The following is a 13,664-nucleotide window of genomic DNA, read 5'->3' as shown; positions in this document are numbered from 1 at the left end:
GACGCGCTGTTCAGCGGCGGGTCAACCGCGCGAAACGTGAGGTCCTGATCACTCGCACCGGCTGAGTGACGACCGCATCGACGACCATCGACCCGTCCGTCGGCCCGATGATCGCCATCGCCGAGGTCTCGGTGGACTCGATCGGGTCGACCGGCATGCGAGCGAGCGAGCGATGAGCGCGCACGTACGCCGGCACCAGCAGCACGATCGCGCCGAGCCACGCGAGAGGGTTGCTGAGCGCGACGCCCTCGAATCCGATCATCGCACCGAGCACGATGGCGGCGCCCACGCGCATCACGAGCTCGATCACCCCCGTGACGGTGGGCACGAGAGTGTGGCCGAGGCCCTGCAGCGCACCGCGGAGCACGAACAGCACGCCGAGTGCCCAGTATCCGCATCCGTTGATGATCAGCATGAGGTGCGCGAGGTCGACGACCTCGTCCGCTGCGACGCCCTCGCCGACGAACAGCCGCACCAGCGGTGCGCCGAACGCGATGATGACGACTCCGAGCGCGATGCCGGCGCCGATCGCCATCCAGGTGCCCTCCACGACACCGCGGCGGATGCGATCGGGGCGGCGCCCGCCCAGGTTCTGCGCCGTGTACATCGACGAGGCGAGTCCCAGCGACGAGAGGAACGCCACGGCGAGACCGTCGACGCGGGACGCCGTGGTGTAGGCGGCCACGGCATCGGAGCCGAGGGTGTTCAGCGCCACCTGCACGACGAGCGTGCCGATGGCGATGATCGACGCCTGGAAGCCCATCGGCAGGCCGAGGCGCAGGTGCTCCCTGACGTCGTCGCGCGTGACGCGCCAGTCGGCCCGACGCAGGTGCAGCATCGGCAGCCGACGGCGCACGAACTCGAGGCACAGCGCGACCGACACGGCTTGGGCCACGACGGTCGCGAGGGCCGCGCCGCCCACCCCCCAGTCGAGCGGACCGACCATGAGGATCACGAGGCCGACGTTGAGCGCACACGACACCGTGAGGAAGATCAGCGGCGTGCGCGAATCGCCGATCGCGCGGATGATCGCCGAGAGGTAGTTGAAGAACATCGTCGCGCTCGCGCCGATGAAGCTGATCTGCGTGAAGACCGTCGCCTCGGGCATGAGCTCGGCCGGCGTCTGCAGCAGGGCGAGCGTCGGTGCCGCGATCAACGGCGCGACGATCGTGAGCACCACGCTCGTGATGCCGGTCAGGATCACGCCCGTCGCGACCGAGCGGCGCACCGCCACACCGTCACCTGCGCCGAACGCCTGCGCGATGGGGATCGCGAAACCGCTCGTCAGGCCCCAGGCGAAGCCGATCAACAGGAACAGCAGGCTGCCGGTCGCGCCGACGGCGGCGAGAGACTCGACGCCGAGCTGCCGGCCGACGACGACGGCATCGGCGAACTGGTACATCTGCTGCACGACATTGCCGAGCAGCAAGGGGATCGAGAACGAGAGGATGACGCGCCACGGGCGGCCCGTGGTGAGAGAGGTGGCCATGAGAGGAGCGGCTCGCAGAACTGGGAGATGATCGGGGGTCGAACCAGGATATCGAATCGATTCGGCTACCGGCCATCCCCGATCGGCCATTGCCGTCGAGAGCATGCCGCAGCGGGACGCGGCACCCGATACCGGAGGGTCGAGCGATGACGACAGAGAGAACACCGAGCGCCGCCGGGGTGGGCGACGCCACCGACGGCGACGAGCAGCACCTGAAGAGGGCCCTGAGCAACCGTCACATCCAGCTGCTCGCGATCGGCGGGGCGATCGGCACCGGCCTGTTCATGGGCAGCGGCAAGACGATCTCGGTCGCCGGCCCCTCGGTGATCTTCGTCTACATGATCATCGGCTTCATGCTCTTCTTCGTCATGCGCGCGATGGGCGAACTGCTGCTCTCGAACCTCAAGTACAAGTCGTTCAGCGACTTCGCGAGCGATCTGCTCGGCCCGTGGGCCGGCTTCTTCACCGGATGGACGTACTGGTTCTGCTGGGTCGTCACCGGAGTCGCCGATGTGATCGCGATCGCCGGATACTCGGATGCGCTGATCCCCGGCATCCCGTTGTGGATCCCCGGAGTCCTGGTGATCGTCATCCTGCTCGCGCTGAACCTGCCCACCGTCGCCGCCTTCGGCGAGATGGAGTTCTGGTTCGCGCTGATCAAGATCATCGCGATCGTCGCGCTCATCGTCACCGGTCTCGTGATGATCTTCACCGGCTTCCAGCACGATGCGGGAACCGCGAGCTTCAGCAACCTGTGGGAGCACGTCGGCATGTTCCCGCACGGCTTCATGGGCTTCGTCGCGGGCTTCCAGATCGCGGTGTTCGCGTTCGTGGGAGTCGAGCTCGTCGGCACTGCCGCGGCAGAGACCAAAGACCCCGAGAAGAACCTGCCCAAGGCGATCAACGCGATCCCGATCCGCATCCTGCTCTTCTACGTGGGGGCGCTCGTGATCCTGATGGCCGTCACCCCGTGGACCGAGTACGTCGCCGGCGAGAGCCCGTTCATCGCGATGTTCGCCCTCGCGGGTCTCGGCATCGCCGCGACGGTCGTCAACCTCGTGGTGCTCACCTCGGCGATGTCGAGCGCGAACTCGGGCATCTACTCGACCTCGCGCATGGTCTTCGGTCTCGCGAAAGACGGCGACGCCCCGCGCATGTTCGGCCGCCTCTCGAAGCGGAAGGTGCCGCAGAACGCGCTGTTCCTGTCGTGCATCCTGCTGTTCTCGGGGGTCGTGCTGCTCTACGCGGGTGATGACATCGGCACCGCGTTCGACATGGTGACCACGGTGTCGGCCGTGTGCTTCATGTTCGTGTGGACGATCTTCCTGTGCAGCTATCTCGTCTACCGGCGCCGGCGGCCCGAGAAGGTCGCGGCATCGAGATTCCGCATGCCGGGCGGCGTCTTCATGGTCTACGTGGTGCTCGCGTTCTTCGTGTTCATCCTGTGGGCGCTGACGACCCAGCCCGACACCCTGACAGCACTGCTGGTGACGCCGATCTGGTTCGCACTGCTGTTCGTGTCATGGCTGTTCGTGCGCACGTCGCAGAACCATCTGACCCGCCACGCGGCGCACATCGCGTACCTGCGCGACGACTCCCCGGAGTAGCCGCGCAGGGCGGATGAGGGAGGGTCTGACAGCCCCTCCCTCATCGCCGGGGCCGCGCGTAGCGTCGGTCTCGACGAAAGGACACCGCATGCACACTCGCACACTCGGACAGGGACTCGAGGTCTCGGCAGTCGGACTCGGCTGCATGGGAATGTCACAGAGCTACGGACCGAACCCCGGCACCCGTGACGAGATGATCGCCGTGCTGCGTTCGGCGCTCGACCTCGGGGTCACGTTCTTCGACACCGCAGAGGTCTACGGCCCGTATGTGAATGAGCAGCTCGTCGGCGAGGCGCTCGAGCCCATCCGCGACCAGGTCGTCGTCGCGACGAAGTTCGGCTGGCGCATCGAAGACGGCAAGAGCGTCGGTCTCGACAGCCGCCCCGAGCAGATCCGCCGGGTGGCGGAGGCGTCTCTGCAGAGCCTGCGCACCGATGTGATCGACCTGTTCTACCAGCACCGCGTCGATCCCGACGTGCCGATCGAAGACGTCGCCGGCACGGTGGCCGAGCTGATCGCAGAGGGCAAGGTGCGGCATTTCGGGCTGTCCGAGGCATCGGCCTCGACGATCCGCCGGGCACATGCGGTACATCCGGTCACGGCGCTGCAGAGCGAATACTCGCTGTGGACACGTGACCCTGAGGCAGAGATCCTGCCCACCCTCGGCGAGCTCGGCATCGGCTTCGTGCCGTTCAGCCCGCTCGGCAAGGGCTTCCTCACCGGAACCGTCGATCGCAGCACGTCATTCGCAGAGGGCGACATCCGCGGCACGATCCCGCGCTTCAGCGAGGAAAGCCGCGCGGCGAACGAGGCACTGGTGGGCCACGTCGCCTCGCTCGCGGAGGCCAAGGGCGCCTCGGCCGGTCAGATCGCACTCGCCTGGCTGCTGGCCCGCGAACCGTGGATCGTGCCGATTCCCGGCACCCGCCGCACCTCTCGCATCGCCGAGAACGCCGGCTCGACGGCCGTGGCGCTGTCGGCCGACGAGATGGCGGATCTCGACCGTCTCGCCGAGCGGGTCGGTGTGCAGGGAGACCGATACAACCCGCAGCAGATGTCGTTCGTCGATCGTTGAGTACGCGCGAACGCTGGGTAGTCTGAGGCCGATGACCTCGCCCCGCAGCTACCCGGCCACGATCGCCGCACCCGTGGAGCACGAACTCGTCATCAAGAAGTCACGGTTCATCACGCGCGTCGAGCCGGTCGCCTCCTTCGAGGAGGCGGATGCCGTGATCGCACGGATCCGCAAGCAGTGGTGGGACGCACGACACAACTGCACCGCGATGATCACCGGTCTGCTCGGAGATCAGGCACGCTCGTCGGATGACGGCGAGCCGTCCGGCACCGCCGGGGTGCCGATGCTCGAGGTGCTGCGGCGGCGAGAGCTGACCGACGTCGTCGCCGTCGTGACCCGCTACTTCGGCGGCGTGAAGCTCGGTGCCGGTGGACTCGTGCGCGCCTACTCCTCAGCCGTCTCGCAGACCCTGGATCTCGCATCCCTGGTGCATCGGCAGTCCCTCACGCAGGTGACGATCGACGTCGCGCACGCGGATGCGGGGCGGTACGACAACATCCTGCGGGAGTGGGTGCTCCATCACGGAGCGACGCTCGGCGATCCGCGGTACGGGGCGCTCGCCACGTTCGAGGTGTGGGTGCCCGCGCAGGAGCTCGACCGACTCGCCGATGACATCGCGGCGGCATCCGCCGGCTCAGTCGTGCCGGTGATCGGCGAGGAGCGCGTCGTCGACGTGCCCGGCTGATCCACAACAGCATCCGGATATTCTGGATGCCGCGATCTCGGAAGGAGAGCGATGTTCGACAGCCCGCTCTCGGCTTCTGCCTACGAGATCCTCGGTGTGGACCCGACCGTCGACGACGACGAGCTGCGGCGCGCCTACCGTCGTCGCCTGCGCCAGACCCACCCGGACACGGGTGGTGACGCCGCCGTGTTCATCCAGGTGCAGCGGGCGTGGGAGCTGATCGGCACCCCCGAGGGCCGCACGGCCTATGACCGCCGCTCCGGTGCGCATCCCGGCATCCCCGCAGAGCCTGAGTGGAACGGCTGGCGACCGCAGTCGGCCGCCCGCACCGACACCCGCCCCCGGGCACGCTCGTACGGACACCCCGGCGGGTGGCGCCGAGAGCGGTACCTGTCGCTGATCCGCGAGTGGGCCGGCCGCGGCGTCGAGGTTCCCGACCCCTACGACCCCGCGCTCGTGCGCTCGGCCCCGCGCGACCTGCGTCGTCTGCTCGCGGACGCCCTCGCCGAAGAGGCGACCGCCCGCACCGTGAGCGCCCTCGGCATGGGCTTCACGGTCTGGCACGACGTGGCCACAGGATCGGACGCCGACGACAAGCTCGACCACGTGGTGCTCAGCCCGTCCGGCCTGTACGGCATCATGTCGGAGGACTTCGGCGGAGTGGTCGGCTTCCGGCGCGGAGAGATCACCGGCCCGAGCCTCGGCACTCGCGCCCCCGTCACCGCGGCTCTCGCGCGCATGCGCACCGTCGCCAAGGCCGCCCGCGTGAAGTTCGGCGGACTCATCATGGTGCTCCCCGACGACGATCTGGCACAGGCCGTCACGCCGCTCGGCAGCAGCCGCGGCGTGCCCGTCGTCGTCGTGCGTCGCAGCGCGCTCTCGATGGTCCTGAGACAGGGAGTCCCCGGCGCCCGCGCCATCGGCGGCAACGAGCTGTTCGACGTGCGCACGCGACTGCAGCAGACCGTCACCTTCGTCTGAGGTCGATCCCGGCCGATCACGCAGTGACCGGGGGCCTCGACGTCGGACTACGGTTGCGGTGTGACCGCGATCCCCGTGTATGACCAGCTGCCCGACCGTCCCGCGCCAGACAACCCGCAGGGAAAGCTCGTGCTGCTGCGTCATGGCGAGACCGAGTGGTCGAGGGCCGGCCTGCACACGGGATTGACGGACATCCCGCTCACGGCGCGGGGCGAGGATCTCGCCCGCGGTGCCGGACGACTGGTCGCCGACTACGATTTCTCGCTCGTGCTGTCCTCGCCGCTCGAGCGCGCGCGCCGCACGGCCGAGCTCGCCGGCCTGAACGCCGAGATCGATCCGCTGCTCGTCGAATGGGACTACGGCGGTTACGAGGGCCGTACGACGAAGGACATCCGCGAGGAGCTCGGCTACGACTGGAGCGCTTTCACCCACGGCGTGATCCGCGGTGCCACGCCGGGCGAGACCGTCGAAGAGGTCGCGGCCCGCGCATCCCGCGTGCTCACACGCGTTCTTCCCGCCTTGGTCGAGGGCGACGTGGCGCTGGTCGCGCACGGGCACTTCCTCCGCATCCTCACCGCGGTCTACCTGCGTCTCGCGCCGCGCTTCGGCGCTCAGATCACGCTGGATGCCGGCTCGGTGTCGGTGCTGAGCTTCTACCGCGAGCAGCCGGCGATCCTGACATGGAACTACGGACTCGAACTGCCGCTCGAGCCGTCGGAGTCTTGACGCCGAGGCATGTTCACGATGCCTTGACGAGCGACAGCGCGTGGACCGTGGGGGCGCCCTCCAGGGCGAGCTCGAATCGCACTCCCGTGCGCGCGGTGGTGACGTCGAAGGCGATCGTCTCGTTCGCGCAGACGATCGGCTCCGAGATCGGTTCCTCGTCCAGTTCGCTGGTCGTGAGAGTGATGGTGCCGTCGCCCCTGCAGGCGAGCTGAGCCTGATACGCCCCCGGCGCGAGCGACGTGAAGGTCGTGACGTCGTTGGCCGAGCTGTTCTCGCTCATCCACCCGGAGAACCCGAAGACGTATCCGTCGGAGTCTCCGCCGGCCACAGCCGTCTTCGCCCAGTCGGCGATCTCCTCGACCGGCACGGGGAGCAGCGCCTCATCCGTCTCGGCGTCCGGAGTGGCGGTCGGCGAGGGACTCGACGCCGAGGTGGAGGGAGACGGGGTGCCGTCCCCCGACTCAGGGGGTTCGCCAGTGCATCCGGCGAGCGCCACGCCCGCCATCAGGATCAGTCCGATCGTCGCCACTCGTCTCGTAGACATCACTTCACGCTACGCACGCGTGTGCAGGATGCAACCCGCACGGCCGACACGCCGTTCTTTTGAGTTATTCAAAACAGTCGGTAGAGTCGAGGCATGGAGACAGAACTCGACTCGGCACTTCGCGGTGCCGGTCTGCGCGCGACCGCGGGCCGCGTCGCCGTTCTCGAGGCTCTGGAATCCATGGCTCACACGGATGCGGAGCGGGTCTTCCGTGCCGTCTCCGACGTGCTTCCGACGACGTCGATCCAGTCGGTGCACAACATCCTCGCGGACCTGACGACGGCGGGCCTGATCCGCCGGATCGAACCGGCAGGCTCCGCGGCGCTCTACGAACGGCGCATCGACGACAACCACCACCACATCGTGTGCACCCAGTGCGGTGCGATCGGCGATGTGGACTGCGTCGTCGGCGAAGCACCGTGCCTCACCCCGTCTTCGGCGGGGGGATTCACCGTCCAGACAGCCGAAGTGACCTTCTGGGGCCTGTGCCCCAGTTGCCAGAACGCCGCGCAGTAGCATCCGCCGCCCGATCCCGGGCACCCGGGGCGATCGTCGTCGCTGCGCGCAGAAGGAGAAGAACATGACCGACCCATCGACCACCACCCAGACGGGCACCCCCGTCGCGAGCGACGCGCACTCGCTCACCGTCGGAGCAGACGGACCCACGGTCCTGCACGACCGTTACCTCGTCGAGAAGCTCGCGTCGTTCAACCGCGAGCGCGTGCCGGAGCGCAACCCGCATGCCAAGGGCGGCGGAGCCTTCGGAACCTTCACCGTGACCGAAGACGTGTCGGCGTACACGCGTGCCGCGGCCTTCCAGCCCGGCGCCGTGAGCGAGACGCTGCTGCGCTTCTCGTCGGTCGCCGGCGAGCAGGGTTCGCCCGACACCTGGCGCGACGTGCGCGGATTCGCGCTGCGTTTCTACACGCCCGAGGGCAACCTCGACATCGTCGGCAACAACACCCCGACCTTCTTCATCCGCGACGCGATGAAGTTCCCCGACTTCATCCACTCGCAGAAGCGCCTCGGCGACTCGGGTCTGCGTGACGCCGACATGCAGTGGGACTTCTGGACCCTCTCGCCCGAGACCTCTCACCAGGTCACGTACCTCATGGGCGACCGTGGCCTGCCGCGCAGCTGGCGCCACATGAACGGCTACGGCTCGCACACCTACCAGTGGGTCAACGCCGCGGGCGAGCGCTTCTGGGTGCAGTACCACTTCCTGTCGAAGCAGGGCGTCGAGGCGATGAGCGCCGAAGAGGCCGAGAAGCTCGCCGGATCGGATGCCGACTACTACCGTCGCGACCTGTTCGACGCGATCGCGAGCGGCGACGCTCCCTCGTGGGACGTCTACGTGCAGGTCATGCCCTACGACGAGGGCAAGACCTACCGCTTCAACCCGTTCGACCTGACGAAGACCTGGTCGAAGAAGGACTACCCGCGCATCAAGGTCGGCACGTTCACCCTCGACCGCAACCCGCAGAACTTCTTCGCCGAGATCGAGCAGGCCGCCTTCTCGCCCGGCAACCAGGTTCCCGGCACCGGCATCTCGCCCGACAAGATGCTCATGGCCCGCGTGTTCGCGTACTCGGATGCGCAGCGCTACCGCATCGGCGCGAACTACAACCAGCTTCCGGTCAACCAGCCGCATGCGGCCGAGGTGCGCAACTACATGCACGAAGGCCAGATGCAGTACAAGTTCAACCCGGCCGAGCACCGCGTCTACACCCCGAACTCGTACGGCGCTGCAGGCGGCCCGACCGCTGACCCGGCTGCCGGTGTCGAGGCGAGCTGGGAGTCGGACGGCGAGCTGATCCGCGCCGCGGCGACCCTGCACCTCGATGACGACGACTTCGGTCAGGCGGGCACGCTGTACCGCACGGTCTTCGATGACGAGCAGCGCGCGCGCTTCCTCGAGACGCTGACCGGTCAGGGACAGGCCATCACGATCGACGCGATCCGCGAGCGCTTCTTCCAGTACTGGACGAACGTCGACGCATCGCTGGGCGACGCTCTGCGCGCTCGCTTCTGAGTCGCAGCTGCTGACGACCGAGACCCACCGTTCCTTCGGGGCCGGTGGGTCTCGGCGTGTCCGGGCATCGCAGGAGGAGGAGGACAATGGATGCTGTGGCTGTTCCTCTCTCCGACCTGACCAACATGCCCGAACCCCAGCAGGTGTACGCGGCCGACGGCACTCGCCTCGCGACGTACACGTGGGGCGAGGTCGACGCCCCGGTGGTGGTGATCGTGCACGGCTTCGCGTCGAGCGCCCGCGACACCTGGGTGCTCACGGGCTGGGTGCGTGAGCTCACCAGGGCCGGATACCGCGTGCTCGCGCTGGACCAGCGCGGCCACGGGCTCAGCCAGAAGCCGCATCAGGCCGATGCCTACGGCATCCGCACCCTCGCGACCGATGTCGAGACGGTCATGGACGCATATCTCGTCGATGACGCCGTCTACGTCGGATACTCGCTCGGGGCGCGCGTCGGCTGGGAGGTCGTGCGCGACCTGCCGCACCGCATCAGCCGTGCCGTGCTCGGCGGGGTGCCCGACGGCATCCCTCTCGCGAGGCTGGATCTCGATCAGGTGCGCGCGTATCTGGCCGACGGCACACCCGTGTCTGATCCGACGACGCAGAACTACATCACGCTGACCGAGCGGGTGCCGGGCAACGACCTCGGTGCACTCGTGGCGCTGGCCGAGGGCATGCGGTCGTCACGGACGATCGACCCGGATCCGTCGAACGCCCCCGCCAGCCCGATCATGTTCGCGACGGGGTCGAAGGACGCGATCATCGAGGGCTCGCGCGCACTCGCGTCCGCTGCTCCTCAGGGCCGGTTCTTCGAGATCCCGGATCGCAATCACTTCAACGCTCCGGGATCCCGCGCCTTCAAGGAAGCCGCGCTGGCTTTCTTGCAGGCGAGCTGACTCTCGTCGTCAGACCGTCGCGTTCTCCTCGCGCTTCGGCAGCACCCATCCCGCACGCGGGAAATGGCACGTGTAGCCGTTGGGGTACTTGATCAGGTAGTCCTGATGCTCTTCCTCGGCCTGCCAGAACGGTCCCGCGGGCTCGATCGTGGTCACGGCCTTGCCCGGCCACAGACCCGAGGCGTCGACGTCGGCGATGGTGTCGCGCGCGACGGCCTCCTGCTCGGGGCTCAGCGGGAAGATCGCCGAGCGGTAGCTGGAGCCGACGTCGTTGCCCTGACGGTCCTTGGTCGACGGGTCGTGGATCTGGAAGAAGAACGCGAGGATGTCGCGGTAGGTCGTCTTGGTGGGGTCGAAGACGATCTCGACGGCCTCGGCGTGCCCGGGGTGGTTGCGGTAGGTGGCGTGCTCGTTGCTGCCGCCGGTGTAGCCGACACGGGTGTCGAGCACGCCGGGCTGGCGGCGGATGAGGTCTTCCATGCCCCAGAAGCAGCCGCCTGCGAGCACGGCGGTCTCGGCTCCGGGGGTACGGGTGATGGTTCCGGTGTCGGTCATGACTGCTCCTCTGAGGTGGCGGTGGTGGGGAAGAGGTGACGGTAGCGACCGTACCCCTCATCTTCCAGGCTGTCAGCCGGGATGAAGCGCAGGGCGGCGGAGTTCATGCAGTATCGGAGCCCTCCGGCGTCGCGGGGTCCATCGTCGAAGATGTGCCCGAGGTGGCTGTCGGCCCCGCTGGACCGCGCCTCGGTGCGCTTCATCCACAGCTTGCGGTCGGTGCGTGTGGTGACTGCATCGGCCTCGATGGGCTTGGTGAAGCTCGGCCAGCCCGTGCCGCTGTCGAACTTGTCGGTCGACGCGAAGAGCGGCTGGCCCGAGACGACGTCGACGTAGATGCCGTCGTCGTGGTTGTTCCAGTACGCGTTGCGGAAGGGCGGCTCGGTCGCGTCCTCCTGCGTCACCTCGTACTGCAGGTGCGTGAGGTCGCTGACCGCCGCGGGGTTCTTGCTGTACTCGTTCGACATGATCTGACTCCTTGTCTGACGCGGCTGGCTGCAGCGTCATAGAGGAGAACCAGGAGGGCGCCGGTTTTGGTCCCGCGGGACTGTGAGCGGGCTGTGAGTTTGGCAGGAGTCGATAGAGTTGCTCAGCCACACACACCACAGGGAGACGCACATGTCGGTTGGACTGCTCGCCGTCGTCGATGACATCCTCAGCGCCGCGATGAAGGCCTCGGCCAAGGCCGCCGGCGTCGTGATCGACGACGCCGCGGTGACCCCGCAGTACGTGCAGGGCATCACGCCCGCCCGCGAGCTGCCGGTCGTGGCGAAGATCGCTCTGGGATCTCTCGCCAACAAGTTCGTGATCATCATCCCGATCGCGCTGCTGCTCACCGCCTTCGCCCCGTGGGTGCTGCCCTACCTGCTGATCCTCGGTGGTGCCTACCTGTGCTTCGAGGGTGCCGAGAAGGTGCTCGAGTGGTTCGGCGTGCAGCACGGTCACGCCGATGAGAGCGACCGCAACGAGAACAAGCTCGTGTGGGGCGCGGTGCGCACCGACCTGATCCTGTCGACGGAGATCATGCTGATCTCGCTGGCGAACCTCGAGGCCGGCCTCGACATCTGGACCACCCTCGCGATCCTCGCGGTGATCGCCCTGCTGATGACCGGGATCGTCTACGGCGCCGTGGCCCTCCTCGTGAAGATCGATGACATCGGGCTGAAGATGGCGAAGAACCCGGTTGCACGCGTCCGCCACACGGGGATGCGGATCGTGCGCTCGATGCCCGCGGTCTTCCGCTTCATCAGCATCCTCGGCACGGTCGCGATGCTGTGGGTCGGTGGACACCTGCTGCTCGTGAACCTCGGCGAGGTGGGCGTGCATTTCGGCGAAGACGTCCTGCACGGCATCGAGCACGTGCTCGAGCCTCTCGGCCCTGTCATCGTCTGGATCGGCGACACCTTCTTCTCCGCCATCGCGGGTCTGGTCGCGGGTCTGATCATCGTCGGGATCATCCTGGGCATCGGCCGCCTGATCGGCAAGAAGCCGAACTTCCACGAGGGCGAGGAATCCCCCGCCGCCGTGCACGTCTGAACCGCGTACCGCAGAATCCTCGTCAGGCAGCGATGTCATAACGGGCCCGGCCCCCGAGGCGCGGCGTCCTCGCAAGATCGATGCTTCGAGGCGGGATCAGCCATACCCGTGCCGCAGCCCCGATGCCCTCGATGCGGATGTCCCACCCGTTGTCGTGGATGCGGTGATGACACGACTCGCAGAGCAGCACACCGTTGTTCAGGTCGGTGGGTCCGCTGTCTCGCGCCCACCACCTGATGTGGTGCGCCTTGGTCATCTGGGGCGGGAGACCGCACATCGCGCATCCCCCGTCTCTCTCGACAAGAGCCAGCCGCTGCGCGCGGGTGAAGAGTCGCCTCTCGCGCCCCCAGTCGAGGATCTCCCCCGCCGATCCGAGAACCACCGGGATGATGCCGCCGCCCGCGGCCATCCGGCGGCAGGCGCTGACGCTCACGGGCTGGTCTCTGCCGTCGATCGTCGCACTGCCCTCGCCCGATGTGAGCTGGTCGAGGTTCACCCGCACCACCACGGTCGCACCCGATGCGGGCATCCCGCCGTTGTCGCAGGCGATCGCGTGCTCGCAGATGGCGGTCAACCCATCGGCCTGGATCATCGCGACCGAACGGCGATCGGCGTCCGGCGCGTCAGGGTCTGTCGCGGTGATCCGCGACTGAAACGACGCCGCCACGTAGGCCTGGATCGCGGCCTTGATCGGCGCCCCCGAGGCGATGTCGGTCTGCAGCACGAGGTGAAGCGAGCCGTCGCGCTCGAACATCGTCAGGGAACGGCGGTCGCGGGCCTCTCGCTCTCTGGGTGCGACGCCGTCTGGATCGAGCCAGGCTTCGGCACGGGCCACCAGCTTGCCGACGTCGGCGAGGGACATCCCCGCTGCCCTGCCGACGAGGAGACGCTCGGCCTCTTCGACCCGAGCCGACCCCACCTTGAGTCGGATCCGCTCGAGCAGGCTGACGATGAGCGCAGCGGCCGCCACGGATATCTCCCCTGCGGCGAGCGCCGACGCCAGCGCCGGATACCGCGCCGGCAGGACCTCACCCAACAGATTCGTTCGCGGCGCCGCTGCCTGGCCGACCGCGATGAGTCGCTTGGCGTCGCCCGTCGACCCGCCCGTGTTCGCGGCGATCATCGCCGCAGCATTCCGGTATCCGTGCTGCTTTGCGAACCCCTCAGGGCCGAGTTCCGACCGCGACTCGTGCGCGATCGTCGCCGCGATCTCGGCGTGGAGCCCGTCGAGGCATCGCTGCGCCTGGCTCACCGCGCGGTGCGCGGTGAGCAGTTCGTCCCGAGACAGATCGGAGCTTCTCCCCGCATCCGCCCATGCGTCGCCGAGGCGCTCGACAGCGTCGAGGAGCGGGAGCAGGCGGGGATTCGGCATGACTCCAGTTTAGAAGATATGTTCGAATCTTGGTCGATATGCCGACATGTGATCGATGGCTATTCCCGCACCCCGCGGGCATGGTCGTCACCCCGCAGCCACTCATCGAACGTGACGGCACCCTGCAACGCATCTGCCCCGCCGCGCAATGACCCCGACGCCAGCC

The 13,664-nt window shown here is 67.9% G+C and carries 14 protein-coding genes; 9 read left to right on the top strand and 5 right to left on the bottom strand.

What is annotated here, in order from left to right:
• Positions 1-10 precede the first annotated feature (10 nt).
• Positions 11-1,489: an MATE family efflux transporter gene (locus QMA07_RS14725; protein ID WP_290163141.1), complete on the bottom strand. Its 1,479-nt coding sequence runs from the start codon at positions 1,487-1,489 to the stop codon at positions 11-13.
• 146 nt (positions 1,490-1,635) lie between these two features.
• Between QMA07_RS14725 and cycA the strand changes: the two genes are divergently transcribed.
• From cycA to QMA07_RS14700, 5 genes are all read left to right on the top strand, one after another.
• A complete protein-coding gene (cycA, locus tag QMA07_RS14720) occupies positions 1,636-3,096 on the top strand; it encodes a D-serine/D-alanine/glycine transporter (protein WP_290163140.1) in 1,461 nt (486 codons plus the stop codon).
• An 88-nt stretch (positions 3,097-3,184) separates the two neighbouring features.
• The gene (locus QMA07_RS14715) at positions 3,185-4,171 is read left to right on the top strand and encodes an aldo/keto reductase (RefSeq protein WP_290163139.1); all 987 of its coding nucleotides are present in this window, start codon (positions 3,185-3,187) and stop codon (positions 4,169-4,171) included.
• Between the two features lie 31 nt (positions 4,172-4,202).
• Positions 4,203-4,856 (top strand): YigZ family protein, encoded by a 654-nt coding sequence (locus QMA07_RS14710; protein ID WP_290163137.1) that lies wholly within the window; start codon positions 4,203-4,205, stop codon positions 4,854-4,856.
• Between the two features lie 51 nt (positions 4,857-4,907).
• Entirely contained in the window at positions 4,908-5,837 is a 930-nt protein-coding gene (locus QMA07_RS14705) for a DnaJ domain-containing protein (RefSeq protein WP_290163135.1), read from the top strand.
• Positions 5,838-5,906: 69 nt separating this feature from the next.
• On the top strand, positions 5,907-6,563 hold the full coding sequence (locus QMA07_RS14700; RefSeq protein WP_290163235.1) for a histidine phosphatase family protein: 657 nt from the start codon (positions 5,907-5,909) through the stop codon (positions 6,561-6,563).
• A gap of 13 nt (positions 6,564-6,576) precedes the next feature.
• On the opposite strand, the gene QMA07_RS14695 is transcribed toward QMA07_RS14700, so the two are convergent.
• The gene (locus QMA07_RS14695) at positions 6,577-7,107 is read right to left on the bottom strand and encodes a hypothetical protein (protein WP_290163133.1); all 531 of its coding nucleotides are present in this window, start codon (positions 7,105-7,107) and stop codon (positions 6,577-6,579) included.
• 93 nt (positions 7,108-7,200) lie between these two features.
• Between QMA07_RS14695 and QMA07_RS14690 the strand changes: the two genes are divergently transcribed.
• The 3 genes from QMA07_RS14690 (at position 7,201) to QMA07_RS14680 (ending at position 10,035) form a co-directional block, all read left to right on the top strand.
• Positions 7,201-7,623 carry a Fur family transcriptional regulator gene (locus QMA07_RS14690; RefSeq protein ID WP_056374876.1) on the top strand — a complete coding sequence of 141 codons (423 nt, stop codon included), beginning with the start codon at positions 7,201-7,203 and terminating at the stop codon, positions 7,621-7,623.
• Positions 7,624-7,687: 64 nt separating this feature from the next.
• Positions 7,688-9,139: a catalase gene (locus QMA07_RS14685; protein WP_290163130.1), complete on the top strand. Its 1,452-nt coding sequence runs from the start codon at positions 7,688-7,690 to the stop codon at positions 9,137-9,139.
• Positions 9,140-9,234: 95 nt separating this feature from the next.
• On the top strand, positions 9,235-10,035 hold the full coding sequence (locus QMA07_RS14680; protein ID WP_290163128.1) for an alpha/beta hydrolase: 801 nt from the start codon (positions 9,235-9,237) through the stop codon (positions 10,033-10,035).
• A 9-nt stretch (positions 10,036-10,044) separates the two neighbouring features.
• Here the strand turns inward: QMA07_RS14680 and msrA are convergent, their stop codons facing one another.
• Together msrA and msrB are read right to left on the bottom strand one after the other, a co-directional pair.
• The gene (gene msrA / locus QMA07_RS14675) at positions 10,045-10,590 is read right to left on the bottom strand and encodes a peptide-methionine (S)-S-oxide reductase MsrA (protein ID WP_290163126.1); all 546 of its coding nucleotides are present in this window, start codon (positions 10,588-10,590) and stop codon (positions 10,045-10,047) included.
• On the bottom strand, positions 10,587-11,057 hold the full coding sequence (gene msrB, locus QMA07_RS14670) for a peptide-methionine (R)-S-oxide reductase MsrB (protein WP_290163124.1): 471 nt from the start codon (positions 11,055-11,057) through the stop codon (positions 10,587-10,589). Before msrB ends, msrA begins: the two co-directional genes overlap by 4 nt.
• 151 nt (positions 11,058-11,208) lie before the next feature.
• On the opposite strand from msrB, the gene QMA07_RS14665 reads away from it, so the two are divergent.
• Positions 11,209-12,126: a DUF808 family protein gene (locus QMA07_RS14665; RefSeq protein ID WP_290163122.1), complete on the top strand. Its 918-nt coding sequence runs from the start codon at positions 11,209-11,211 to the stop codon at positions 12,124-12,126.
• Between the two features lie 22 nt (positions 12,127-12,148).
• Here the strand turns inward: QMA07_RS14665 and QMA07_RS14660 are convergent, their stop codons facing one another.
• On the bottom strand, positions 12,149-13,498 hold the full coding sequence (locus tag QMA07_RS14660; protein WP_290163120.1) for an HNH endonuclease signature motif containing protein: 1,350 nt from the start codon (positions 13,496-13,498) through the stop codon (positions 12,149-12,151).
• Between the last annotated feature and the right edge of the window lie 166 nt (positions 13,499-13,664).

The organism is Microbacterium sp. APC 3901, from assembly GCF_030407765.1.
In the GTDB taxonomy this organism is placed as follows: domain Bacteria; phylum Actinomycetota; class Actinomycetes; order Actinomycetales; family Microbacteriaceae; genus Microbacterium.
This window is presented reverse-complemented; position numbering and strand designations above follow the sequence as displayed.

What these genes read in the sequence shown, in the direction of transcription:
- QMA07_RS14710 (WP_290163137.1), top strand. Translation starts at nt 4,203, where the DNA reads ATGACCTCGCCCCGCAGCTACCCGGCCACGATCGCCGCACCCGTGGAG.
- msrA (WP_290163126.1), bottom strand. Translation starts at nt 10,590, where the DNA reads ATGACCGACACCGGAACCATCACCCGTACCCCCGGAGCCGAGACCGCC.
- QMA07_RS14685 (WP_290163130.1), top strand. Translation starts at nt 7,688, where the DNA reads ATGACCGACCCATCGACCACCACCCAGACGGGCACCCCCGTCGCGAGC.
- QMA07_RS14690 (WP_056374876.1), top strand. Translation starts at nt 7,201, where the DNA reads ATGGAGACAGAACTCGACTCGGCACTTCGCGGTGCCGGTCTGCGCGCG.
- QMA07_RS14665 (WP_290163122.1), top strand. Translation starts at nt 11,209, where the DNA reads ATGTCGGTTGGACTGCTCGCCGTCGTCGATGACATCCTCAGCGCCGCG.
- QMA07_RS14715 (WP_290163139.1), top strand. Translation starts at nt 3,185, where the DNA reads ATGCACACTCGCACACTCGGACAGGGACTCGAGGTCTCGGCAGTCGGA.
- QMA07_RS14725 (WP_290163141.1), bottom strand. Translation starts at nt 1,489, where the DNA reads ATGGCCACCTCTCTCACCACGGGCCGCCCGTGGCGCGTCATCCTCTCG.
- msrB (WP_290163124.1), bottom strand. Translation starts at nt 11,057, where the DNA reads ATGTCGAACGAGTACAGCAAGAACCCCGCGGCGGTCAGCGACCTCACG.
- QMA07_RS14705 (WP_290163135.1), top strand. Translation starts at nt 4,908, where the DNA reads ATGTTCGACAGCCCGCTCTCGGCTTCTGCCTACGAGATCCTCGGTGTG.
- QMA07_RS14660 (WP_290163120.1), bottom strand. Translation starts at nt 13,498, where the DNA reads ATGCCGAATCCCCGCCTGCTCCCGCTCCTCGACGCTGTCGAGCGCCTC.
- QMA07_RS14695 (WP_290163133.1), bottom strand. Translation starts at nt 7,107, where the DNA reads ATGTCTACGAGACGAGTGGCGACGATCGGACTGATCCTGATGGCGGGC.
- cycA (WP_290163140.1), top strand. Translation starts at nt 1,636, where the DNA reads ATGACGACAGAGAGAACACCGAGCGCCGCCGGGGTGGGCGACGCCACC.